A 24,260-nucleotide genomic window follows, 5' to 3' on the forward strand; every position below is an offset into this window, starting at 1 on the left:
TTCCAATTGTATGCATAGAAACCAAAGCAATCTGTTCAACATTACTGCGCAATATAAAAAAGCCCATTTAAAATGAGCTTTTCATAATCAATCATTAACCACTAACCATTCTTAAATTCATCACTTTCAAAATAGGATTTGATCTGTTCAGCAGAACTGGTTTTCAACTGATCCAGAATAATGCTCAGGTCATGTTCAAATGTAAACTCTGCCGGTATTTCTTCATGGATGGGTGGCAGTCTCTTTACCCCACCTTCTGTGATACGTTCAATAAACCCTGCTAACCACAACACAAACTCATCTTTATTTTTATAGTTGGGGACCAAACTGACATCAATACAAATATGGTCTTTGGTCGGCCTATCCTGAAAACCTTCCACGAAATCGATATAGTTATACAATAATTTTAAATCCGTATCTTTAAGTTCTTCACGTAACTGTTTAACAATGAAGTTTAGGCAATCTTGCAGCGGAGCATGAAACTTTTTCTCCTCTTCAAAATGCCTGTAAATATTATCAGCGATACGCAAATACTGTGGCATGACGCTATCCTTGGTGTTGTTATGTCCCACTGAGTATGGAACCAAAAGTTTAGTAGATTTGTAATCTTTTACAATGAAGATGTATTTTATATAAACTTTATATGAATAACGACAGATTAGATAGCGCCAAATAAAATTTAAATCATCAATCTAATTTTTCTGCCGATACTTTTGCGTTGGACTTTCATAAGTGGTTTGTGCAATCGGTGAGACGCGCCAGATTGTATTGCCCACATCATCAGCCACTAAAAGCGCGCCAGAAAAATCAATTGCGACCCCTACTGGACGGCCATAAGCTTCACCTTTCTCGCTTAAGAAACCCGTCAGCACATCTTGTGATGGACCAGAAGGCTGTCCATTTCGGAAAGGCACAAAAACCACTTTGTATCCACTATGGGGCTTTCGGTTCCAAGAACCATGCTGTCCAATGAATGCACCGCCGCGATACTGCGGCATAAGCTCGGTTGCATAGAATGCCAAACCCAAAGATGCGGTATGGTTACCCAAGGCATAGTCAGGTTTAAGCGCCCGCTTCACTAGCTCAGGATTTTGAGGCTTGACCCGTTTATCCACATGTTGGCCATAATAGCTATATGGCCAACCATAAAACGCCCCATCTTTGACTGAGGTCATATAATCTGGAACCAAGTCACTGCCGAGTTCATCCCGTTCATTGACCACTGTCCAGAGTTGCCCGCCCTGTGGTTGCCAACCCATGCCATTCGGATTACGCAGTCCGGTTGCATAAGGCCTAACTTTGGCAGTAGCAATATCATATTCCAGAATCTGTGCCCGTCCCTGTTCCTGATCCAGACCATTCTCACCAGCATTACTATTCGAGCCGACCGTGATATAGAGTTTACTTCCTTCTGGATTGGCAATCACATTTTTCGTCCAGTGATGATTGAACTGACCGGCGGGTAAATCCAGCACCTTGGTGCCCTTCGCCGTGATTTGGGTGGCATCCTCCTGATAGGGATAACGCATCAGCGCATCGGTATTGGCCACATAGAGCATATCCCCCACTAAGGCCATGCCAAAGGGAGAATTCAAATTCTGTAGAAAAACCGTATTCTGATCTGCAATGCCATCGCCATTGGTGTCCCGTAATAAGCGAATTCGGTTGGCACTGGGTAATGATGAACCAGCACGTTTCATCACCATTTTCATGATTTTGCCACGAATGCCCTTGCTGTCTTCCGGTTTAGATGGCGCATCGGTTTCAGCCACCAGCACATCGCCATTTGGCAATACATACAGCCATCTTGGATGATCCAGTCCACTGGCAAAAGCCTGAACTTTCAGCCCTTCAACCGTAGTGGGCATTTTACCTTTCGGCCAGCCCTTCGCCGGTGCAATATTGACCGTCGGGATCAGGCTGGATTGAGGTTTTGGTAAAACCGGATGTGGACCAAAACTCTCGCTAATCGGATATTGAGAAGACGGTGTGCAGCCTGAAAACATCAAAATCAGACCGGTTCCAGTCAGGGAGAAGATCAACCGTAAAAACATCAGGAATTTTCCTTGTTATTTTAATGACTACAAACAGCATAAGTGGATCTATAAGTGAGGTATAGCTGATTTGATTAACAGATTGTCTCTAATGTAAATAAACTGTTTAAAGCATACGTGAGCGGTTAAAATATGAAAAAACACAGAGAGAAGGAAAATCACATCAATATTATTCTAAAAGCGCTTCAATATTCAGAAATTGACTTGATCTGGCAACAGATCAATCGGCGAGAACTGATCACCCAGAATTATGTCAAACAACAGACATTACAACTGGTCGACTGCTTTTATGATGTGCAGCATTGGGATGCTTACCATCTAGAAAATGATCCGCCGAAATTAAAACAGCTCTACCATGAGCATGCCGCATTCATCGGAGCTTTTAATCCGCAAGGAAAATTGGTCGGCATTTGCGTGGTCTCGAATCAACGCATTCAAGATTATCCCGAGGCCAGACTTCTACACTACTTTTATGTCGATGCCGATCAGCAAGGCCAAGGCATAGGTGCGCAACTCATGCAAGCAGCAAAAAATGCTGCAATAGAACTGGGTGGAAACGAGCTGTATATTTCGGCCACGCCTAGCAAACGAACCGTTGATTTTTATCTAAAACATGGCGCAGAAGTATTGGATAAACCCGATCAGCAGCTATGGCAACTCGAGCCTGAAGATATTCATTTGCTGTGCAAGATTTAAGGGCATTCGAGCACTCATGTCCTGCATGAACGTAATGCTCATTTACACTGTATATTTTATTCTAAAGGGGCAATTAAAAGTGTTTGTAGCATGTCCAAAGTAACATTTTACCTATCGGGGTCAAACAGAATTAAGTCAAATCCTGCATCTAAACCCCTGTAATTACTATTTTTAATGTGTGATCTGGTCTTTTTTCTCCATTTTATACTGTTCCAAAATCGTGATGAATTGCCCTATTTTCCGCTATTTTTAATTTCATCATTTCGACTTATGCTGGAAACATAAATATGGATGAGACAAAGAGTCCCTCTACTTTTTTGAATTTTAGCATTCAGTAGATTGGAGCAACGCATTGAGTAATAAATCATCGTCAAATATGGATGGAATACAATTTCCGATTCAATCTGGCAAAAACAAGCCCAGTACGACAGCGACCGCCAAGAACATCTTATACGCCGCACTGAAAAGTGTTGATTCTCCCTATGCCTCTGAATTAACAGCCGAAAAGAACTGGAGAAAGAAATATCCGGTTTATTTTGAAGAACTGGTGAAAACAGGTATTCGTTCTGTTCAACATCCTCTACGGATTGCGCAACACGGGCTGGATACTGCGAAAAATTCATTTAATTTTCATCGTGCTGGTCAGCAAATTGCTTTAGAACAGGCCATGACCGATTTTAAAGACCAGCCTTTTGAAAGCTATGTGCTCAAAGGAACAGGCGATCCTAGTATTGAACCCTGGTTTATTCCCTTTAAAGGGCAAAAACTGCAAGGCCAAGCCTTACTCAAGCAGATTGACTGCTGGGAACAGCAACACATTATCGAACCTAGTCATGCCAAAGCCCTACGCCTGTTACAGGCTCATCCCGAGTGGTTTGACTTGTCCTCACGTACCATGGTGCTCTTCGGTGCAGCCTCAGAAGCCGGGCCTTTAAGCTGGTTAGCAAAATGGCGTGCCAATATTGTCGCGATTGATTTACCGAATCCTAAAATCTGGCAAAAAATTACCAGCACCATTCAACAAGGCAATGCCACGCTTATCGCACCACAAATGACCTTGGAAAATGGTGAAAAGCAGCTCGGTGCAAATCTCCTGACTCAAACACCAGAGATAGCGAACTGGTTAACTACATTTGAGCAAAGCCTGGATCTGGCTGGGATTGCATATCTGGATGGTGAAAAACATGTGCGTGTTTCAATCGCCATGATCAGCATCATGGAACAGGTGAGTCGTCAAAAAACTGATAGCAGTATCATGTTCATGTTAACGCCCACCGATATTTATGCCATTCCGCAATCGGTTGTACAGTCGATCCAGCAAAAAATACAACAGCGTCCACTGCTTGAAAAGTTACTGACCAAATCGATTCACAATATTTCCTTAAAACATTTTTTTAAGTCGAATATTGAGCAGTTGATTGAGTCGGATAATGGCCAAAAATATGGTATTTCCGATTGTATGGTGATTGAGCAAGGACCTAACTATGCCCTCGCGAAACGCCTGCAACAGTGGTTTGCCATTTGTAGCCGCGCGCGTGGTCAAAAAACGGTGATCAATATTGCGCCCTCTACCACCACCCATTCGGTCGTGAAGAATCCGATCCTGAAAGCGGCTTTTTCAGGGGCTGATCTGTTTAAGGTCGAAACTTTTAGTCCTGAAACCACAAATGCGATTATGGCAGCGCTGTGGGTACATGATTTAAATAATCCAGAGAGTGCGACCAATCCTGAAACACAGCTCGAACATCCTTTAGAGCTGATTATGGAAAATGCCAATCATGGCGGTTTGTGGCATGTCCCTTATCTAGCGAGAACTGCACTCCCCTTTGCTGCGGCTTATGGCTGGGTAAGAGAGAAGTTTTAGTTTTTTCTTAATAGAAAATAAATAGCTTGTTGGTTTTATTCCTTTGGTAAATAACCAAACTTAAAAAGAGAGTTGATAGAGACTCTCTTTTTGATGACTTTATGTCTTTTATATTTATGATGAACTTCAACAACCAAATGCAATAAAATTTCAACTTAAAGCTGATTCTCAGTTTAATTAAATGAGATGAGCAATATTATCAAGTTCCGGATCAACCTTTGATGCAGTAGCGCATCCAGTACTGGATAAAGCGATTAATACAATTAAAATAAAACTTCGCATTTCAAACTCCATATAATTTACCAGTAAAATTAATAACTCAAGCAAACCGCTCAGAGAGAACTTAAATAAAAGTAACACGGTAAATTAATGAACAATTGACACTAATCTCCACCATTCATCATTTCATGCCAGATTGTGGTTAAAACTTAAAGTTACACCTTATAATTAAGGATATAAAACAAATATCATTTTTATCTAATCTACTGATTTTATTAAAAACTTAAAAACTGATATAAATCCTGAATAGGTGATCTTTATTTAATTCTAGGGTCGATAAAAAGAATCTAAACATCCAAAGTCAATATTTGCTGATTTGTGCTGAAACCGGAGAATCTTTCTTTGATGAGAAACGACGACATAACAGACTGCTTACTACAATCCAAACTTGCGGTATTCATCAGCATCCTGCTTACAATGCTCGACACACGTATACAACCATAATGTTGATGAATGGAACCTAGAAGATACACGATGACAAGAACAAGATAGAGATGGGGAAACTAAAAAAGATTAAAATTATCAAAAACCTGTTAAAGCAAACAGGCACCTAATTAGGTGCCTGTTTTTTAAAAAACATTGGTAGAGATGCCATTAGTTAAATTCTACAAATAAAGCATTGTTTTATTTATACAACACCCTACATTTCTCCAATTTTCCTTTATGTGTTTAACCTACTTTTATGTTTGCTTCACCTAAATAAGCTTTCTTTGAAGTCTTATTCCATAAACAAAGTTCTTGACCAATTTTGTTTTTCATATGTACCTGAGGATATTTCCCTTGAATCAACAGTGCAGAATATCCAACACGATCATCAAACAATATGACGTTGCTCACTGCCTTGGCATTTTTAAGTTGACTGGCTTTTATACACGCCGCTTTGATTTCCTGATCATGTTTGTTCCATGCTTGCTCCGAGCTGGCAAAAGTCACACTTGTGATAACTGAACTTGCTATGAAACCGAAAACAGAAAGATATTTTAAAAATATACGATGCTTCAATGCCATGATCATTGTCCTATTAATTCGAGTATCTGGTTCTATACTGAAACAATGTTATGAGAGAAGCCAGTAAGTTATACATAGTGTAACGGCACATATGCAAGCTTACACATTTCGGTGGGTAGCCCTCACTCCTACCTAGATAAATATTATGATTTGCTGCATGAATGAACCTAATGCACAACCACGCATATTTCACAACATATTCACACTTCAGATTTTAAGCTATAAAAAAATGAAAAGGTTTGTGAATATGAAATTTCTAAGAGCCGTAACCGTATCCACACTGACCCTATTATCCTTGGCTGCCTGTAAAAGCTTACCCAGTTACAGCGCTGACTATGATAAGGCCAATAAAGAAATTTCAGGCGTTGAATTAAATGATGAGCAAGCCCAGCTTATCGGTCGACGTTTTGTATCAGCATTCAATACCATGGGTTCGGTTGCTTTTATCGAAAATGCCAGCCAACTCTATGCAGATCATCTGTACATTAATGATACGCTGTCGCAGTTCTCTACCAAAAAAGAATTGATCAAACATTTCGAAGGAATGAACGAACATGTCAGCAATGTCTCTGTCACATTAATAAGTGCAACGTACCGACAAGATTCTGCCTATATCCATTGGCATATGGTATATGACTTCAAAATGTTGGGACGTAAAAAAACCATGTCTTCTTATGGTATTAGTCAAATTAAGATCGATGACAAGGGTTTAATTGTCTTTCAACAAGATTATTGGGACCCCGCGAATGGCTTGTTCCGATCTTTACCTTATGTCGGGAATGCTTACGCTTTACTTTTACCCTTTAAGAAACCTTAAAAATCAAATAAATAAAATGTAGTAGCACATAATTATACAAACTTAAGTCTGTTGAATATGAAATATATAGCCTAGAAATCGTTGAGGTTGGAAATGCATAATCACTTAACAAAAGCTGGACTCGGCCTCTTCTGTTTTATCGCATCTTTAAGCCAGGTTCATGCAAATACGCAACTATGTCAAACGGCTCCCCTACTGGTCACAGCAAAAAAGGTCGGTTCGGTAAGCTATTATGCCGATGATTGTCAGCAAAACTGGGAAACTCAAAATATTCGTTTAGATTTTTTCTATCAACGGGATATTCCTGAATGGGCATTCAAAAAAGCGGCCACTTACTTTCTAAGAAAGAATGTGGCCAATTTTTCAGATCAATCCGTATTAAATCAAATTACAATGCTGTACCAGCCCGTCAAAAAGGGAGATCTTTATTCATTGAATTATACGCAATCCAGCAGTACCCTGAGCCTGCGTTTAAATCAAAAAAAATTAGGTTCGATCACTAATCCTCAGGCAAATCAATATTTTAAAATTTGGTTTGGTGATTCACCATTTAATGCTAAATTGAAACAACAATTACTTCATCAATAACTTGAATATAAATATGAGCAGTCAATTTGTCCTAATGGTGGAAGATCACTATGAACTTGCTGCCACCGTATGCGAGTTTTTAGAAGAACATGGTTTTATTGTTGATCATGCCCGTAACTTGAATTCGGCAAGAAATTTTTTATTAGCCCAGCCTTATCATCTGCTATTACTGGATATTAATTTACCTGATGGCTCGGGCTATGATTTATGTGAATGGCTCAGAGCAGAAGGCAAAGATATGCCTATCCTTATGTTAACTGCACGGGATACGCTGAATGATAAGTTAAAAGGTTTTACTGCTGGCACCGATGACTATTTAGTTAAGCCTTTTGATTTCAATGAATTGGTGATGCGTATTCGTGCATTGATCAAACGTTCTCGTGGCGAGGTAACCACCACTAAATTCCAAATTCATGATCTGATTTTAGACAGTTCAACGCAGACTATAACCCGTGCAGGCCAAACAATTGACCTCCCCCGAATACAATTTAAATTACTTAAAATCTTGATGAGAAACTCGCCAAAAGTGATTACCAAACAAGAAATCATTATCGAGCTCTGGGGGGATGAAGAGCCTGAGAGTGATGCCTTACGCAGTCATATCTATAACCTTAGGAAAATGATCGATAAACCGTTTCAGCAAAAACTGATTCATACCGTCTCGGGTGTAGGCTTAAAAATAGCTTTAGATACTGAGCCTGGCTAATTCAGATAAACCACCACAATCAGACCTGTCGTTTTTTCTAATTGCAGATCAGGGTGCGTACTTAAGTAGTATTGGCGGTCGAATAATTCAACTCTCCATCCCAACTGAGCACATAACTTCCTGACAAGCTGCAAACCGATACCGTGACCTTTGGGAGTGAGTTGGAGCTGTGAACTTAATTGTTGTACTTTAAGGTCATCAGGCATTGTAATGCCAATCCCGTTATCCGCGATAACCACACTGTTCTGACGTTGAATAATATGAATTTTCGTACCTTGCGAATAATTTAATGCATTACGAAGTATATTGCTCAGGACCATTTTCGTCATTGATGGATAGATCATTTTTGCTGAGTCTGGAGTCTCAACCTGAACACAGATCTCAATTTCCTGACTACGGTTAAAAGGCTCTAAATCGCTAACCAGATCCTGAATAAGAGGAGATAAAGGCAAATATTCGGCCGTTAAGGTACTGGTGTTATTTCTTGCGATCGCCAATAAGGTATCGACCAGTAATTGCATATCTTCGATGGTATTGGCAATACGATCCAAAGCCTTACTCTGCCCATAACGTGCCTGACAAAGCTGTACATTGCCTTTCAGAATGGTTAAAGGCGTGCGCAGTTCATGACTGACATCTCCGGTAAATTCCCTTTCCCTATTAATAAACTCGCTCAACACCTGATGATAGCGTTCAAGTGCCCGCTTTAAATACTCGGCTTCCAGATTGCCATTGGTATAGATGTCCTGAAACGGCGATGCTGCTGCATTTTGATGTGCCCAGTCAATATCCTCCAAGGCATTTGCCAAACGGGTAATGGGTGAGAAATACCGTTTGGCCCGGCGATTTGACCACCATAAAATACTGTACAGCACAATTAAGCTGAACATTAACGGGGCCAAACCAAACAGCCAGACGATCTTGTTGACATTACTTTCACCGAACACCAGTAATACGTGTTGTCCGTTACGTTCGCCGTAAACTGTCATCCTATTTTTTCCATCGACAAACACGCGATGAACGCCCTGCTCCAAATGCTGATTTCGGAAGGCAGTTGGAGGCATCGCGGTTTGCCACCGGTAACCATACAAATTTTTAGTATCCGGTAAATCAGCTTTCGGATTACGCTCAACGCGCATCCAATAGTGTTCCATCTCCTGCTCAAGGGCAGTTTTGAGTAAAGAACCTTTAATCACCCATGTACTACAGGCAATACCAATAATGATGGATAACGCAATCAGCCCAATTTGCAACCAATAATGGCGGTTAAACATCTCGCTCAGCGGATGATTATCCTCACCATTTTTATTCTGTCTAAACATAAGCTGATCTACTTGGCGTTATTTTTAAATTATACGTTTTTCTTTTTAAACAGGAAGTGCCCCACAACCCACTCCTGCCCCTGCTCAAACCCAAACAGTTCAGCACATGCCATAAAGAAAATACGCCAACGTTGCCACCAGATCCCCGCTTCTTGAGCATAAACCTCATCAAAAAGTGGTTTGAGCTGTTGCTCATGGCGATCCATGTTGTCTAACCAGGCATTGGCTGTTTTTTCATAATGTATGCCGGACCACTGCCAATGCTGTGCCAACTCCAGATGATCTTGAAAATGCAGAAAAGTAGAACTTGCAGGCATCAATCCGCCGGTAAAAAAGTAACGTGACATCCAGTCATATTCACTTTTTATTTCAAATGGATAATGCAGGAATCTATGACAGAAGATATGACACCACAACATACCATCAGCTTTTAGCCAGGACTGGATTTTCTCAAAAAGTCGTTGATAATTTCGAACATGTTCAAACATTTCAACTGAAACCACACGATCAAATGTCTGCTGTTTTAATTCAAGTACATTGACATCACAGGTCACGATCTCAACATTCCTGAGCCCACGCTTTGCTGCTTCAGACAAAATATAGTGTCGCTGAGTGCTGGAATTAGAAACTGCAGTAATGTGCGAGTCAGGATAGTGTTCTGCCATCCATAATGTAAACGAGCCCCAACCACACCCCAGTTCCAGAATATGTTGTCCATTTTTCAGTTGTGCCCGCTCACTATAAATTTGTAGGGCAAGCGCTTCTGCCTCATCTAATGTGGTTTGGTCGTTTGCAAAAAAACATGCACTATACTTGAGATGTTTACCCAGTACGGCCTGAAAAAATGCTGTCGGTAATTCATAGTGCTGTTCATTGGCCTTGTCTGTTTCAATGGCGATTGCGCTATGCTTGAGCATATACAATACATCCATATAGCGTTGAGCCCCTTGTTCAGGATCATAACGCCCTTCCTGAATCAGACGCTTTTTACTTAACGAGCGAATTGCAGCACGAATTGCCGGGTCTGGCACCAGACCACTTTCTACAAGTTTTAATGATTTTTGAATAATAAAGTCCATGTGCGTACCTACTCTTTGGGTTTCCACGGAATAAACATCGAAGTTCTTTTTTGATAATCGAGATAATTTTGTCCCCGATTTTTTAATGCCTGCTGTTCGCTGAATGGAATTCCGGTAATGTAATACAGAAAAAACCACATCAACACAGGATAAATCCATAAGCTATATAAGCCTGCTGCGATACCGATGACTGGATATGTAAACCAATGCAACCACTCAAAGAAATAATTGGGATGACGTGAGTAACGCCATAATCCCTGATCCATGGTTTTGCCACGATTCTGGATGTTTTGTTTAAACCGATAGAGTTGCTGGTCCGCAACCACTTCGCCAATAAATGCAAACCCCATAATCAAACCGGCAATGATCAGATAATCTGTTGTTTCAGCTAACCAGATAGAACTGGGTACATTTAATAAACTCCACATGGGAACCGTAAATAATATGGCCAGACCCGCTTGAAAGATAAAGAAAGCAAGAAAACCTAAGTGCTGGAATTTACCCATGGCCTCACGCATATTGGCATAACGGCGATCTTCTTCGTGCTCCAAGGCATAGCGACGAAACAGGTGTAGACTCAAACGCAAGAACCAGACAGAGCTGAAAACACCAATAAACCATCTGACCTGCGTCGGCGCGACATCGATATACCAAGCCGTGATCAAGATGTTGATGAAAATACAGAAGCTCCAAGCCACATCGACGATGCCTGCCCGACGATTATAGCTTGCCCAAAACCAGCAAATGGTCATCACGACGGCATCAAGTAAAAACAATTGCAACAACATCACTGCCTCCCTGATCTATCCCAAAGACTCAATAAGGGCTTGCTTCAAATAACAGGTGAACATCACTAATCACTCCCTCTTTGAATCCTCCCTCGCAATAACACAAATAAAAGTCCCACATGCGAATAAAGGTTTCATCAAAACCTAAAGCAAGAACCTCTGCTCTTGCATTTAAAAAACGTTCGCGCCATTGATGAATGGTTTCTGCATAGCTGGATCCGATATCTTCAAGATGCTTCAATCTTAATTTCTGTTCTGAGGCGGCTTGTGTCAGGACACTGATGCTGGGAATAAAACTTCCAGGGAAAATATAACGTTTTATATAATCCACAGTCTGAAGTGCTTTTTTATAACGGGCATCTTCAATCGTAATGGCCTGAATCAGGCCTAGACCATGGGGTTTTAATAGTGATCGGCATTGACTGAAATAGGTTGGAAGATATTGCTCACCCACCGCTTCAATCATTTCAATTGATACCAGTTTGTCGAATTTACCCTGTAGTAAACGATAGTCTTTAAGCTGCACATCTACGCGATGACTTAAACCGGCATCGGCAATCCGTTGTTTCGCCTCCTCATACTGAGCCTGAGAAATCGTAATTGTGGTCACCCGACAGCCATAGTGCTGGGCAGCATAAATCGCAAAGCCTCCCCAACCACTTCCGATTTCCACCAAGTGATCCATGGATTTTAATTGCAATTTTTCACAAATCAGCTCCTTCTTATAATCTGAAGCCTGCTCTAAAGTCATTTCTTGATGTTGATAAACTGCACTGGAATACATCATGGATGTATCCAGAAATAGCTTAAAAAAATCATTGCTGAGATCATAATGCTCGGCAATATTTTGACGACTCCCCGCCACGGAATTTTTCCGGCTTTTGTACCACGCCTTTAAAATCAGCTGACTCGCCTGTGAAATCACATTTTGATTGATCTTATCGAGAACATCGCGGTTTCTTGCCAATATCTGGATCGTTTCAACCAAATGCTCACTACTCCAATATCCCAGCATAAAAGCTTCAGCCGCACCAAGCACTCCGTTTTTAAAAATAAGATCAATTAATTTCTTATTATGAACAGTTATAGTTGCTTCAAGGTCCGAGGCTTCCCCAACCGTACCACGCCATTCGCCCCGAAAATGAATCTGGCCATGACGAAGTTTAAGCAGGCTTCGAAGCACCAATGGCAGGGAATCTTGTTCCCCTAAAATAAGTGTTTTCATCATTTTATTGTAAATCCTTATCTTTTTTAGGGTGTCGATAAAATGGAACCTTCTTTCGCCACAGATGAAATGCCTGGATATAAATTGAAGCTAACATCTTGAAAGGTTCGAAGAGATGATAAATAGCATAATGATTGAGTTGTGAAGGAAGTGTGATGTGTGTTAACGAAAACTGCATGGTTGCATCAAAAATCAATTTGTCTGAATGATACAGCTGCATATAAATGACATTTTGCGTATCTGAAAAGTTGAATCGCCATGCGTAATGGATATCCATCGGCATAAATGGAGACACATGAAAACTTTTCTCGAATTTAAATTCATAACCCTGATAAGAGCCATGTTGTTGTAACTTTTCCTGACAATCATGAACATACACCTTCCGTTCATTCCAAGGCGTATTGGTAATTTCACTTAATATAAATACGGGTTGTTTTTGTCGGTTAAATACGAAGTAAAAGATGACAGAATTGAAGCTAAAGCCCATCGTTCTGGGTAAAGCCAATACACGGATTTCAGATTGTTCGGGCAACTTTACATGGGCGTGCTGGAGTACAATTTTATTTATTTTTTCTCGAATGCTTCCGGTATAACCCTTTAAAAAATCATTTTCATAAAGGTTCAGCACACTCCAGTGTGATGTTGAACATAACCATGAATGCTCAAGCTGTTCATGCATACGATCAGGATCAAAACACAAATAGCTAAGCATAGATTGAAAATCATGCACCTTCGGATGAAACCGTCGATGTCTAATCTGGGCTTTTGCAATGGAGAGCGGAGCTGCAAGCATGTGAGTTCCCCTGTTTATTCATTAATACCAGATAAAGCTTCTACGACACGTTCAGCACTTCTAGCACCGTCCTCATGAAAGCCCCAGCCCCAATAGGCACCGCAAAAAGAACTTCGATTTTTGCCATTTAATTCTTTCCAGCGCGATTGTGCCTCAAGTGCCTGTTTATTAAACACAGGATGCCGATAATGTCGCTCAATATAAATCTTGTCTTTGGCAATCGAAGTATTCGGATTCAGGGTAGAGAAAATCTGAGTTTTGCACTTTAAATTTTGCAAGCGATTCATCCAGTAGGTAAAACCATAATGGGCCTTCGCACTCTGTGACTGTGGTTCAGTTGAAGATTGAGGTGTGACATGGACATGCCAGCTTGCCCACTGGGAACGTGCTTTGGGCATAATGGACTGATCGTTATGCACAACCATATGGTTATCTTGATAGTTAAAACATCCTAAGATTTCACGCTCTATATCTGAAGCATCATTCAACAGTCTTAAAGTGTCATCCGCATGGGTAGCAAAAATAACCCAGTCAAAAATTTCCTTCTCCTGATCAGTGATTACCGTGACCGTGTGCGCTTCACGTACTACATTCTGAACACCTGCTTTTTTCCAAATGATCGACGGACATGCTTTTTGAATTGCTCGGATATAAGAAGCTGAGCCACCTTTGACCGTTTGCCATTGCGGTCTGTCTTTTATTTGCAACATCCGGTGATGTTGAAAAAAACTTATCACGAATTTATAGGGAATATTCCCTACCTGATCGACAGGGCTTGACCAAAGTGCACCGCACATCGGATATAAATGTTCCTCTCTAAAGACCTTTGAATAACCATGCTGATCCAAATATGCTTCAATCGATAGATCAGCGCCCTGCTCTTCGATATCAATCTCTTTATTTTCTCGATAAAATCGGAATAAATCCGATAGCATCACCCGAAAGTTTTGATTGATAAAATTTTGTGGCCGAACCAGTAATGACCATTTTTTTGAAGGATTGTATTGTAGTCCTGTCACTTGATTATTCACGGAAAAACTCATATCACTTTGCTGTGTGCTTACTCCCAACTCGTTCAGCATTGCACTGAATAATGGATAATTAACGCCGTTAAAAACAATAAATCCGCTATCAACAGCGACATTTTGATGATCAATCCACAACGCATGGGTGTCGGTATGTCCACCAAAATAATTTTCTTTTTCAAACAAAGTGACCTCATGCTCTTGTGAGAGTTTCCATGCCGCATATAGCCCTGCGATACCAGAGCCAACAATTGCAATTTTCATGAGGATTCCTTACTCTGAATTTTTACTGGATTGATTTTAAGAATGTGTTTAGTTTTTTTGCGGGCCGCATATATTCTGGGAGGTACAGGCTTTATGCCCCAGACCAGACCACACCAGGACATAAGTTTTAAACCATAATAAGTCATATCAATTTGCCACCAAAAAAACCCTTGTCTGGCACTACCTGCATAATAATGATGGTTATTGTGCCAACCCTCCCCTAAGGTGAGGATTGATAAAAAAAGGTTATTACGACTGTTATCTGGTGTATCAAAATCTCTACTGCCATATAAATGCGCAAGCGAATTAATGCACAAGGTTGCATGAATCAAGAGTACAGTTGAAACAACGAATCCCCAGACCAATAATTGCGGTCCCGAGGTCCCAAAACCGGGATGGGATACAGCCACCCATTCGCCCAATAAATAAATGATAAAGGCAGTTATTAGCACCACTGGCAAACTAAAACGATCGAGCCAGACAATCTCCGGAAACTTGAGCCAGTCCTTAATCGCATCCTTACGGGTTGAAACATTCTGTTCATTTAAAAACCAGCCGATATGGCTATACCAGAAACCGTGTGTAGATGAATGAGGATCCTGTGCCGTATCGGTAAAACGATGATGATAACGATGATGTGCAGCCCACCATAATGGTCCTCGCTGTGCACTCATTGTCCCTAGAAGCAAAAATATAAATTGTACTGGTCGTGAAGTTTGAAAGGTTTTATGGGATAAATAACGATGAAAAAATGCGGTAATTGCAAACATTCTCACCAGATAAAAAGTCAGCATAAAAATGACAGCGAACCAAGAAATGCCCACCCAGAATACTGCGAAGCAAGCAAGATGTAATAAGATAAAAGGAAGAATTCTCACCCATTGGATTTTCGTATCTTTATTGATATGAGGACCTGACCCTTCTTTTAATCTAGAAGCGTTATTTAAGGACCAACTATCCATCCATCCCAGAAAAAACTTAAACATTGATTCTTCCTGACCCATCTCTTTTTATATTTATCATTGTAAAAAATTCGATATGAAGTTTATGTGAAGCCTAATTTATAATTATTTATCTTAATACAAAACCATTAAAAACATAGGCTTATCTTGAAATTATTTTTCTATCTGAAAATAACAAGCTTAGACCAGAGATAGAATGGGTCAAAGTTATAAAATGAAATAAATCATTGATCAAATTTTTTAAATTCTTTTGAAAGTTGAGATAAAGTCTTTATCTGCTTTCCATAACGGCGGCATGAACGGCAGGTCAATAAATGCAGCTGTAAATTGCTCTGCTCTCGCAACAGCAATGCCCTATCTTGCTTTTCAGATAACAGTTGCGTGGCTTGACGACAGGTCAACATGAGCAATCCTCCTGCAATAACCATTTATTTTCCAGACATTCTCGCAGTCGAGTTCGGCTGCGATACATCAGTACATTAAAATGTGACACTGTCAGTTCAAGCTTCTCACATATTTCACTGGAATTTAGTTCAATCACTTCGCGCAGCATGAATACTTGTGCATATTTGGCAGGTAAATGATTAAGACACGCATCAAAAATAATCCAGAAATCTTGTTGTTCCATCATTTCTTCTGGACCTAACCAGGCGTGTGGAGCTTCATATTTATGCCAATGACCTGAAGCATCAAATAAGGCATCAATGCTGAGTTCACTTTCCTCATCTTTAAAGAGCTCACTCATACTGACCAAACGTGATTTTTGCCTGATCAGATCAATGATCTTATTTTTTAAAATTGCAAAAACCCAAGTTTTAAAAGCAGCACGGCCTGTAAAAGAATCTAAGTGTTGAAATGCGCTTGCCAATGCTTCCTGCACGACGTCTTCTGCCTGTGGCAATGATGAAAGCTGTAGAACAGCAAATTTAATCATTTGTTGTCTTAGATCTTGCAAAAAAGCAGGATTATGCACCTGATCTAAAAATCGCTCATTGTAATGTGCTGAAGCAGAACTCATCCCGGTATCTCATCATTATTATGGGGAACATGAATTAATCTTAACCGAGTTAATAAAGCATTTAACTCACAAAGTTGTATTTGAAGCTCTTGCAGAGATAAATCAGGCAGCAAGGATTTAATCCCATGCTCTAAATCGAGTTGCATCCATCCTTTTTGACTCAGTTGTTCTATCAATACAGCAAATAAAGGCGATAAAACTTCAAATCGTACTCGATCCAATTCATCTCGCCAGACCATAATTGCACTGGGTACGGGTTCTACCAAAGCGGGTGTCATTGCGGTTGTCCATTGATAAACCGGATATTGATAAGCCAGCACCCAGATTTGCGTCGTTAATTGCCAATCCTGATCCTGAGCCAAAACTGGAGATTCAATTTCCACGGTGTCTAGATATAATTCTAACCACTCATACTGTAATAACTCGGCTAACCATGGATATTGCTGTAATACCGAATGCTGCTGTTCGTTGAGATATTCTCTAAACTGCAAGGAAATGTCATTGTAGAAGGGCGACTGGCATTGTGATTTCTCGAAAAACTCTACCAATAATTGCTGCCATTGCTGTTTTGTTAACATCGCCTGTGCGACAGGAAAAACCAAATTAATAAATGAACATACATTATTAAATAGCAAATCACGATAGACCTGCATGCGATTTACAGCAAAGTTTTGTGGTGGCTGTAATTCTGGATTACGAATCCAATCACAAAACTGTCGTTGCGTTGTGTGAAAGGATATTTGTTTTGCCTTCATCGCGACTCCCCTGTTGCTGCATGATTTTGATTTGGCTCAACTCACTTTGTAGTTGTGCCCAAGATGGAATATTAAAATCACGTTCCAGTAAGGTCGGCTTAACCCCACAAACTTGGTAGCTATATTGCAGGAGCTGCCAAACCGGATCACTAATTGCAGCACCATGCGTATCAATCAATAGATTTTTTTCCACTTGTTCATGGCCTGCGACATGCAAGTAACGAATCCGATCTTTAGGCATTGCGTCAATAAAAGCATAAGCATCACCGCCATGATTAATACTATTCACATAGACATTATTAACGTCTAGCAGCAATTCACAATCTGCTTTTAACAACACTTCACGTATAAATTCAGCTTCACGCATTTCTGCGTTCGGCATCAAATAAGTGGAAACATTTTCAATAACCAGTCTTCTGCCTAAAATATCCTGTATCTGTAAAATACGCTCTGCCACATAATTTACAGCAGCTTCAGTCATTGGAATCGGTAATAAATCATATAAATAGCCACCATCATGGGTATAACTCAAATGCTCTGAGTAAGTCATGACCTGATAACGTTGCAAAAAAACCTTAATTTGCTGAATAAATTCAAGATTAAGTGGATGAGGCCCTCCAATCGATAAAGATAGTCCATGACAGATTAAGGGAGCTTTCTCCACACATCGAGCTAAAAGTTTGGCATGTCGACCACCAAAGCCCATCCAGTTTTCAGGAGCAACTTCAATAAAATCTGGATGAGTATCTGCATTTAAAAACGCATCAATAAATTCACGCCTCAAACCCAGACCTACACCAGCCAATTCAGCCATTGTGAAACTCCTATGATTAGAATGATGCCGATCTAGGTTTTAAATCGACATCATCCATGATTGATGGGATTATTTAGCCCCACACTTGCCGTCAGCCACTTTTTTATCCGCACCGCATTTTGCATCAGCAGCTTTCTTGGCTGCGCCACACTTTGCATCTGCTGCTTTTTTTGCTGCACCGCATTTGGCCTCAGCAGATTTTTGCTGTTGTTTAGCTTTATTGGCGCCACATTTCGCTTCACCACATTTTCCGTCAGCAGCTTTGCTTGCATGTGCTTCTGTTGCTGTGGTGGTGGCTGCTACAGCTACTTGGGTTACACCAGCAACAGACAATGCCAATAATGCTGCAACTGAAGTCATTGAATTAAGTTTGCTCATTTTTCTATTCCTTTTTAAGGTAAATACTCGGTTTGTACAGAGGTACATAAAGTTAGACGGCGCAACTCTCAATTTATTACAGTGCAAATGAAAAAAGTTTTTGTAAGAAACTGAACCCTCACCCGACTAATGATTATTCAATCTCATCCGGTGTGAAGTTATCATGAAGAACTTTTTGCATTCTTTCCCTCAGCACTATCAAAACATTTGTACTATCCTTCAACATACAGATGGCATCGCAGCACTTGCCTTGCGTTGTTATTTAACGCCTATTTTTTGGATGGCTGGCACAAATAAGCTAATACATTTTCAAGATACAGTGGAATGGTTTGGTAACCCAGATTGGGGGTTAGCCATGCCCTTTCCCCATCTTATGGCGGCTTTGGCAACGTCAGCTGAGATCGCAGGTGCCGTTCTACTGGCACTTGGTTTATTCACTCGCTTTATAAGTATTCCGTTGATCATTACCATGCTCGTCGCCATTTTCACTGTCCATTTACCAAATGGCTGGCAAGCGATTGCCGATTCACATGCGCCTTTTGCCAATGCTCAAGTATTGGCCTCAGCTGAGAAATTAGAAAAAGCCAGGGAAATTTTAATGACTTATGGCAATTATGATTGGCTCACATCTAGCGGTTCATTCGTGGTTCTGAATAATGGTGTTGAATTTGCGGTGACGTATTTAATTATGCTGATTGCGCTAATGGTACTGGGTGGAGGTCGATATTTCAGTTTAGATTACTGGGTTAAATCAAAGCTTCAAAGCTATTAATACATAGAAAGTTTTTAGGTGAAAAACTTATAATTGCTACCATCATGCTTATGGATGCATGAAAATAGAGATAGGAAAAATTACAGACAGACTGGACCTGTCAAAAGCCCATCCAATAAAAAAGCCACGTTAAAAAGTGGCTTTTTATAACAAGAATTTTGGTGGAGATGGCGTCAGCTGAACTAGGGCAATAACCAATTGTTTTATTTAATTTTTATTTTAACGCAACTTTAATTTACCCAATTTTATCCCATTGTCCTTTTATAGATTTTTAAAGGCGATAAAAAATTAGCTCAAACTTAATCTGACAGCACATTAACAAAAGGGTTACTGTCAGATCAGATTTGAGTTATTACATACTGACAAGTTCGATAAAGTACTAATAATTTCCTTTTTTCGCCTGCCCAGGGGGACAAAAACGGCCATACCCCCGACCATCAGAGTAACGTTAGTCAATTTTTATAAAATAAACATTTTCATCAACTTGGATTGGTTTTTCTGAAAAAGGAATAATGACAATACAATTTGCAACCAGAAAAGGTTGTATTTGATAAGCATGCTGCTTCTCAATTATCTCTAAGTCATACTGACCATCATCATGAAGTTGATATTTGCCCCATACTAGTCTCTTTTGAACCAGATCTGTTTCAATTTTTTGTTTAGCGCGACCTTTTATAAATATTTTGTTGAGAAAATCTGGATCGTGTTTATTTAGAATATACTTCACTATGAAATGCATGAGTAATGCAATGTCTTGCATATCACCAGGGAGATTAATGATCGTCGTTTTATCTTCTGTGATAACGGTCTTAGAGCCTCTAGAATTACCTTGATCATCAATGAGCGGTACGATTTCACGCACTTCAGGAGTTCTAGGCATACTTTTAATAAGACCCATTTCAGCAGCAGGGATAGAGCGTGTTTGGAAATTTGAAGTCATACTGCTAGGATCAAAAGACGTTAGTCTACCGATTGAAAATACTGAACCACCAATGTTCTTGTGAGAACAGATAATCATTACATCAAAATTTGGAATATGTTCTTCAAAAAAACGATTATAACTTTCCCAATCAGTTGTTAATGTCTCATCTAAAGTTGGGTCTTTCTCTTTCTTACGGCTATTGTATGCTGAATCATAACGCTTTGGCTTAAGTAGCTTTATCTCAACGTTATCATAACCCCACGTTTTCAATACGTCTTTAACGTATAAGCTTTCTTCACAGAATGAATGCTCTTCATCAAAGGAATGCATACTCACAATCATAATTCGTGGATTTTTATAAATTGTGATTTCTTTTATTCCAGCGCGTCTGAGTGCAATCAATTTTTCTGGTGTGATTTTTTCATTTTTAGCTAAGATTAGATTACCTTGTTGAATTACGCTGCCTTTCTGGATAACGCCTTGCATTGTAGATACAGGTGCTATAATTTTTTTATTATCATAATCAGAAATATCTAGACGTTTATCTTCTTCTGCAATAACAGCATCAACAGATTCAGGTAATTTTGTATATTGTGGAATTCTGAGTAGATTTTTTCCACTTAGATCCAGCTTATATGGGTTTACTGAACGATAAAGTTGCGATCCCCAGCAGTACAGGTTATCGATTAATATTGGTCGCTGTTTACTTGCAGCTTGAGTTGATTCTGAATTAATAGCCCAACCAGTGTAAGCAGATATGTTATGGACTGGATAGTCCTGTAAAGCATGAATATCAGTTGCATTTACTTGATTAAGTGCCATTTCTAAGTTTACAGTATCCTTTAGTTCCCCCAGAGGAAGCTGCATAAAAAGGCGATAATAAATTGTGGTCAGATCATATGGAAGATCTTCAGGTACGGGAAGTTTACGCATAAGTATAAGTCCAAGAGGTAGCTCTGATTTGAGATACCTCTTTAAATGGGTCATTAATCAACTTTTAAAAAGAATTCATCTTGATCTAGCACTCTTTCCGCACTAAAAAAAGCACCTAAACGAGCACCTGCTCTCCGATTATCAGAGGCGTCAATCTTTTTCACTGAAGCTTCTGCTCCACCTTCATCTGTTGCCGCAAATGGAAATTCATCACAATCGCAATCCGTTGCAACTTCATCAGAATCACCTGTAAAGAAGCATTTCGAACCCACAGTTGGACCATATTTTGCCTTACAATTTTTAACGGAAATGGCTCGATGTTCTTTGCGTTTTCCTGCATCTCTAATACGATGTAAAGGTGTTGAATTTGACGTTCTAAATAGTGAGTTTGGTGCACTAGCAATAAACTCCCCCGGTTTCCCTGCTAAAAAAGCTTCTTTAATATGCTTTGCAGATTCATCTACATCAGGATCAGAAAGTTTAATTGTGGTCATAATCGCTGGTGCATTGGGATAAACACAGCCCTGTGTGTTTAATTTAGCCTTCCCAATATCACATCTTACATTAGGATTATATAGGCCTGGATCTAAATAACCTGCATTGTCGAAAGATTCTTTTACTTTTGCAACCTGAAAACTAACACTAGGAGATAAAAATAAAGGATTTGATGTCTCTGCAACTATACGTTTTCCAAAAGATTTTGATGAAAACAATAAATATGCGGCGATTGTGTGCGCCCATCCAATTAGTAGTTGTAAAGAACAAACTGCTGGCACAATCTATGGTGAAAAACTCACTGAAGCTGGATTTATTACTTTAGCATTTGATGCATCTTATCAAGGTGCAAGTGGCGGTGAACCACGTTTCACAGAAGATCCTGCAACACGTATAGAGGATTTTCGTTGTGCAGCTGACTATTTAACAACTCTCACTTATGTCGATGAAAATCGTATTGGTGTATTAGGTGTATGTGGTGGTGGTGGATATGCAGTAAATGCAGCTATGACTGAACGTCGCTTCAAAGCAGTTGCAACTGTTGTGGCTGGGAACTATGGCCGAATTATGCGTGAAGGCGATTATAGCCCAGATGCAGCAATTAAAACTTTAGAAGCAATTGCCGCACAGCGTACCGCTGAAGCTCGTGGTGCGGATGCCTTTATTACTCAATATATTCCTAACTCACAACAAGAACGTGAACAAGCTGGCATAGCAGATATTGATATCAATGAAGCTGTGAATTACTACAAAACATCTCGTGGACAAGCTGAAGGTTCTCCAAATAAACTTCGTTTTTCAAGTTTAGCACCTGCTGTTGTCTTTGATGCTTTTCATTTAGCAGAGCATCTATTGACTCAACCTTTACAGATTGTCATTGGTGAAGTGCCTGGTGCCTTTGGTTCACATCGAGATGGTTATGAATTGTTTAACAAAGCTGCTTCTAAAGATAAAAATTTATTGGTAGTCAAAGGTGCAAGTCATTACGACTTATACGACCAACCAGAACCTGTTGCACAAGCTTTGGATAAAATTATTCCATTTTTTCAAAAACATCTTTAATTCAACTCTTACACAAAAGGAAGTAAGTACATGTGCTTCCTTTTGTGTTTTGGAATAGTTATTCTTTTTAAATGATCGAATAATTTCTAATAATATTTTGGTGGGATGGCGTCAGTTGAACTAGATTAATAACATGATGTTTTATTTTAATTTTATAAAAAACAAATTTACCCAATATTGACCTCATGCATTTTTTGTATTTTTAAGGAGTGGCTGAACTCAACCACTCTTTCTCTTACATTTAGAACCGATAACCAATTTTTAAACCATAAGCGATAGCATGATTATTTTTAAACTCCGCCTGTTCTGCCAGTTCTTTAATCCCATCGATAGGTAAATAGTAGGCACCATCTTCGGACTTGGCATCTCCTAACCAATAGTATTTAATACCAGCGGCGATAAAATAATTTTGAGCAGGATTGAATTGCGCACCCACACCTAAAGACCATGAACCCTTCATTGGCCCCAGTGTAGAAGCAGGATTACCCGTTCCAGAATCCCACCCAACATCGGTGGCAAAACTCCATTTTTCTGTAAATTGATGACCTATTCCTATTGTGGCGTTATATTGATCCTTTTGATACGAATCTAAATCAACGCCTTCCTTATATGTACCTCCCGTAAGCTCATTCAGATAATCTGCGGTAAGTGCGTTATATTGAGTTGGGCGAATATTAAAATCTTTCCAATTTACCCATCTTAAATTCATATAAACAATTGTGTGTTCGGCAACTCCAGTCTGGAAATCGATATTGACAGACTGAGGGGTTTCGATTGTCGTTTTTGTGGCATCGACATACTGCAAAGGTTCGCCAAATATACTTTCATCGACCTGAAATTCATATTTGATTTTGGAGCGATACGTGAACGCCGCTTTCAATGCAATCTCTGGAATTTGATAGCTCACCCCAGCCAGCCAGCCCAACTCTCCTTTTTCTTTAAAATTCGCTTCATAACCATTGAAAGCCTCTGTATAGGCCATACCTCGGAAAGAAGCTTTTCCTTTAACCTCCTGATAAACAGGCCCTCCATAAATCTGGAAGTTATTAAAAGGTGAATATCCAAAAATGAAACTTAAATCCTGACTTTCCACATTTACAGATGTACCTTCCTGACTAAAATCATTATCTGAATAGCTATTGTTGGCGCGAAGTGGATATGCAGTTTTTGCCGCAAATGGTTGGTCATAAAGCAGGCCGAAACTAACCTGATCGGTTAATTGTAACTTCAATGCAGCTGTATAAAATTGCACATTTTGCCCAATATCACCTGTATCACGGCTTTGATTTGCACGCACAAGATTTGGACGATCATGCACAACACCAGAAACTGAAGCATCGACAGCAAATGCATTCGCTTCAAAATAATGACCATTTTCTAAAAATGGCAGTATCGACTGACCAGACTGATCAAGTGCGGAAGCCTGGGTATGATCACTGATCAGCACACCGATTATGCCGCAAATAATGGGAGCTAATCCGAACCGATGGATCTTAGAAGATGAGCCATTTAAACCATTATTTCGAGTTACGTCTCTAGTTTTCGAGAATAATCCAGAGAAGCCCACCCTCTCCTTGCATACAGATTTTTCCATTATTAAATTCATCCTGAAAATTATAATTTTTTGTTCAATCGCACAAA

General features: G+C 39.8%; 24 protein-coding genes and 1 pseudogene. 7 read left to right on the forward strand and 18 right to left on the reverse strand.

The genetic code is table 11. The features are described 5' to 3' along the window. Positions 1 to 101 precede the first annotated feature (101 nt). Together ACNQO6_RS02580 and ACNQO6_RS02585 are read right to left on the reverse strand one after the other, a co-directional pair. Positions 102 to 542, reverse strand: a complete 441-nt coding sequence (locus ACNQO6_RS02580) for a hypothetical protein (protein ID WP_440208011.1) — start codon at positions 540 to 542, stop codon at positions 102 to 104. 150 nt (positions 543 to 692) lie between these two features. Further along, a complete protein-coding gene (locus ACNQO6_RS02585) occupies positions 693 to 2,054 on the reverse strand; it encodes a PQQ-dependent sugar dehydrogenase (protein ID WP_440208012.1) in 1,362 nt (453 codons plus the stop codon). A 168-nt stretch (positions 2,055 to 2,222) separates the two neighbouring features. On the opposite strand from ACNQO6_RS02585, the gene ACNQO6_RS02590 reads away from it, so the two are divergent. Then, positions 2,223 to 2,750 (forward strand): GNAT family N-acetyltransferase, encoded by a 528-nt coding sequence (locus ACNQO6_RS02590; protein WP_440208072.1) that lies wholly within the window; start codon positions 2,223 to 2,225, stop codon positions 2,748 to 2,750. Between the two features lie 352 nt (positions 2,751 to 3,102). After that, complete coding sequence (locus ACNQO6_RS02595; RefSeq protein ID WP_440208013.1) at positions 3,103 to 4,614, forward strand: hypothetical protein; 1,512 nt, start codon at positions 3,103 to 3,105, stop codon at positions 4,612 to 4,614. Between the two features lie 948 nt (positions 4,615 to 5,562). On the opposite strand, the gene ACNQO6_RS02600 is transcribed toward ACNQO6_RS02595, so the two are convergent. Further along, positions 5,563 to 5,901 (reverse strand): hypothetical protein, encoded by a 339-nt coding sequence (locus ACNQO6_RS02600; protein WP_440208014.1) that lies wholly within the window; start codon positions 5,899 to 5,901, stop codon positions 5,563 to 5,565. A gap of 247 nt (positions 5,902 to 6,148) precedes the next feature. Between ACNQO6_RS02600 and ACNQO6_RS02605 the strand changes: the two genes are divergently transcribed. The 3 genes from ACNQO6_RS02605 (at position 6,149) to ACNQO6_RS02615 (ending at position 8,012) form a co-directional block, all read left to right on the forward strand. Next, positions 6,149 to 6,718, forward strand: coding sequence for a nuclear transport factor 2 family protein (locus tag ACNQO6_RS02605; RefSeq protein WP_440208015.1), 570 nt, complete (start codon positions 6,149 to 6,151; stop codon positions 6,716 to 6,718). A gap of 93 nt (positions 6,719 to 6,811) precedes the next feature. Beyond that, positions 6,812 to 7,306: a chalcone isomerase family protein gene (locus ACNQO6_RS02610; RefSeq protein WP_005229148.1), complete on the forward strand. Its 495-nt coding sequence runs from the start codon at positions 6,812 to 6,814 to the stop codon at positions 7,304 to 7,306. A gap of 13 nt (positions 7,307 to 7,319) precedes the next feature. After that, positions 7,320 to 8,012 carry a response regulator transcription factor gene (locus tag ACNQO6_RS02615; RefSeq protein WP_440208016.1) on the forward strand — a complete coding sequence of 231 codons (693 nt, stop codon included), beginning with the start codon at positions 7,320 to 7,322 and terminating at the stop codon, positions 8,010 to 8,012. Here the strand turns inward: ACNQO6_RS02615 and ACNQO6_RS02620 are convergent. The 12 genes from ACNQO6_RS02620 to ACNQO6_RS02675 all read right to left on the reverse strand — a co-directional run bounded on the left by ACNQO6_RS02620 (position 8,009) and on the right by ACNQO6_RS02675 (position 18,435). Beyond that, positions 8,009 to 9,334: a sensor histidine kinase gene (locus ACNQO6_RS02620; RefSeq protein WP_343581084.1), complete on the reverse strand. Its 1,326-nt coding sequence runs from the start codon at positions 9,332 to 9,334 to the stop codon at positions 8,009 to 8,011. The genes ACNQO6_RS02615 and ACNQO6_RS02620 overlap by 4 nt on opposite strands. A 29-nt stretch (positions 9,335 to 9,363) precedes the next feature. Beyond that, positions 9,364 to 10,413: an SAM-dependent methyltransferase gene (locus ACNQO6_RS02625; protein WP_262755272.1), complete on the reverse strand. Its 1,050-nt coding sequence runs from the start codon at positions 10,411 to 10,413 to the stop codon at positions 9,364 to 9,366. A gap of 8 nt (positions 10,414 to 10,421) precedes the next feature. After that, a complete protein-coding gene (locus ACNQO6_RS02630; protein ID WP_440208017.1) occupies positions 10,422 to 11,201 on the reverse strand; it encodes a DUF1295 domain-containing protein in 780 nt (259 codons plus the stop codon). 28 nt (positions 11,202 to 11,229) lie between these two features. Further along, the gene (locus tag ACNQO6_RS02635; RefSeq protein WP_440208018.1) at positions 11,230 to 12,429 is read right to left on the reverse strand and encodes a class I SAM-dependent methyltransferase; all 1,200 of its coding nucleotides are present in this window, start codon (positions 12,427 to 12,429) and stop codon (positions 11,230 to 11,232) included. 1 nt (position 12,430) lies between these two features. Then, positions 12,431 to 13,219 (reverse strand): DUF1365 domain-containing protein, encoded by a 789-nt coding sequence (locus ACNQO6_RS02640; RefSeq protein ID WP_396513617.1) that lies wholly within the window; start codon positions 13,217 to 13,219, stop codon positions 12,431 to 12,433. Positions 13,220 to 13,233: 14 nt separating this feature from the next. Next, on the reverse strand, positions 13,234 to 14,508 hold the full coding sequence (locus tag ACNQO6_RS02645; protein WP_440208019.1) for an NAD(P)/FAD-dependent oxidoreductase: 1,275 nt from the start codon (positions 14,506 to 14,508) through the stop codon (positions 13,234 to 13,236). Then, complete coding sequence (locus ACNQO6_RS02650; protein ID WP_440208020.1) at positions 14,505 to 15,494, reverse strand: acyl-CoA desaturase; 990 nt, start codon at positions 15,492 to 15,494, stop codon at positions 14,505 to 14,507. The genes ACNQO6_RS02645 and ACNQO6_RS02650 overlap by 4 nt, the downstream gene beginning before the upstream one ends. 200 nt (positions 15,495 to 15,694) lie before the next feature. Continuing rightward, positions 15,695 to 15,874, reverse strand: coding sequence for a zf-HC2 domain-containing protein (locus ACNQO6_RS02655; RefSeq protein ID WP_005229125.1), 180 nt, complete (start codon positions 15,872 to 15,874; stop codon positions 15,695 to 15,697). Continuing rightward, complete coding sequence (locus tag ACNQO6_RS02660; protein ID WP_440208021.1) at positions 15,868 to 16,488, reverse strand: RNA polymerase factor sigma-70; 621 nt, start codon at positions 16,486 to 16,488, stop codon at positions 15,868 to 15,870. The genes ACNQO6_RS02655 and ACNQO6_RS02660 overlap by 7 nt, the downstream gene beginning before the upstream one ends. Then, a complete protein-coding gene (locus tag ACNQO6_RS02665; protein WP_440208022.1) occupies positions 16,485 to 17,243 on the reverse strand; it encodes an HvfC family RiPP maturation protein in 759 nt (252 codons plus the stop codon). The genes ACNQO6_RS02660 and ACNQO6_RS02665 overlap by 4 nt, the downstream gene beginning before the upstream one ends. Continuing rightward, complete coding sequence (locus tag ACNQO6_RS02670) at positions 17,194 to 18,057, reverse strand: HvfB family MNIO-type RiPP peptide maturase (RefSeq protein ID WP_343580544.1); 864 nt, start codon at positions 18,055 to 18,057, stop codon at positions 17,194 to 17,196. Before ACNQO6_RS02670 ends, ACNQO6_RS02665 begins: the two co-directional genes overlap by 50 nt. 69 nt (positions 18,058 to 18,126) lie before the next feature. Further along, entirely contained in the window at positions 18,127 to 18,435 is a 309-nt protein-coding gene (locus tag ACNQO6_RS02675) for an HvfA family oxazolone/thioamide-modified RiPP metallophore (protein ID WP_343580546.1), read from the reverse strand. Between the two features lie 163 nt (positions 18,436 to 18,598). Between ACNQO6_RS02675 and ACNQO6_RS02680 the strand changes: the two genes are divergently transcribed. After that, the gene (locus tag ACNQO6_RS02680) at positions 18,599 to 19,207 is read left to right on the forward strand and encodes an HvfX family Cu-binding RiPP maturation protein (protein ID WP_343580547.1); all 609 of its coding nucleotides are present in this window, start codon (positions 18,599 to 18,601) and stop codon (positions 19,205 to 19,207) included. A 448-nt stretch (positions 19,208 to 19,655) separates the two neighbouring features. On the opposite strand, the gene ACNQO6_RS02685 is transcribed toward ACNQO6_RS02680, so the two are convergent. Next, positions 19,656 to 21,062 carry a molybdenum cofactor biosysnthesis protein MoeA gene (locus tag ACNQO6_RS02685; protein WP_309348265.1) on the reverse strand — a complete coding sequence of 469 codons (1,407 nt, stop codon included), beginning with the start codon at positions 21,060 to 21,062 and terminating at the stop codon, positions 19,656 to 19,658. Positions 21,063 to 21,115: 53 nt separating this feature from the next. Beyond that, positions 21,116 to 21,733 (reverse strand): annotated as a pseudogene (locus ACNQO6_RS02690) (NucA/NucB deoxyribonuclease domain-containing protein); the annotation flags it as partial. A gap of 10 nt (positions 21,734 to 21,743) precedes the next feature. Here ACNQO6_RS02690 and ACNQO6_RS02695 point away from each other — a divergent pair. Beyond that, positions 21,744 to 22,619, forward strand: a complete 876-nt coding sequence (locus tag ACNQO6_RS02695) for an alpha/beta hydrolase (protein WP_309348267.1) — start codon at positions 21,744 to 21,746, stop codon at positions 22,617 to 22,619. Positions 22,620 to 22,860: 241 nt separating this feature from the next. Here ACNQO6_RS02695 and ACNQO6_RS02700 read toward each other — a convergent pair whose 3' ends face one another. Then, positions 22,861 to 24,213 (reverse strand): OmpP1/FadL family transporter, encoded by a 1,353-nt coding sequence (locus ACNQO6_RS02700; RefSeq protein WP_309348263.1) that lies wholly within the window; start codon positions 24,211 to 24,213, stop codon positions 22,861 to 22,863. Between the last annotated feature and the right edge of the window lie 47 nt (positions 24,214 to 24,260).

It is taken from the genome of Acinetobacter calcoaceticus (assembly GCF_051947995.1).
Taxonomy (GTDB): Bacteria; Pseudomonadota; Gammaproteobacteria; order Pseudomonadales; family Moraxellaceae; genus Acinetobacter.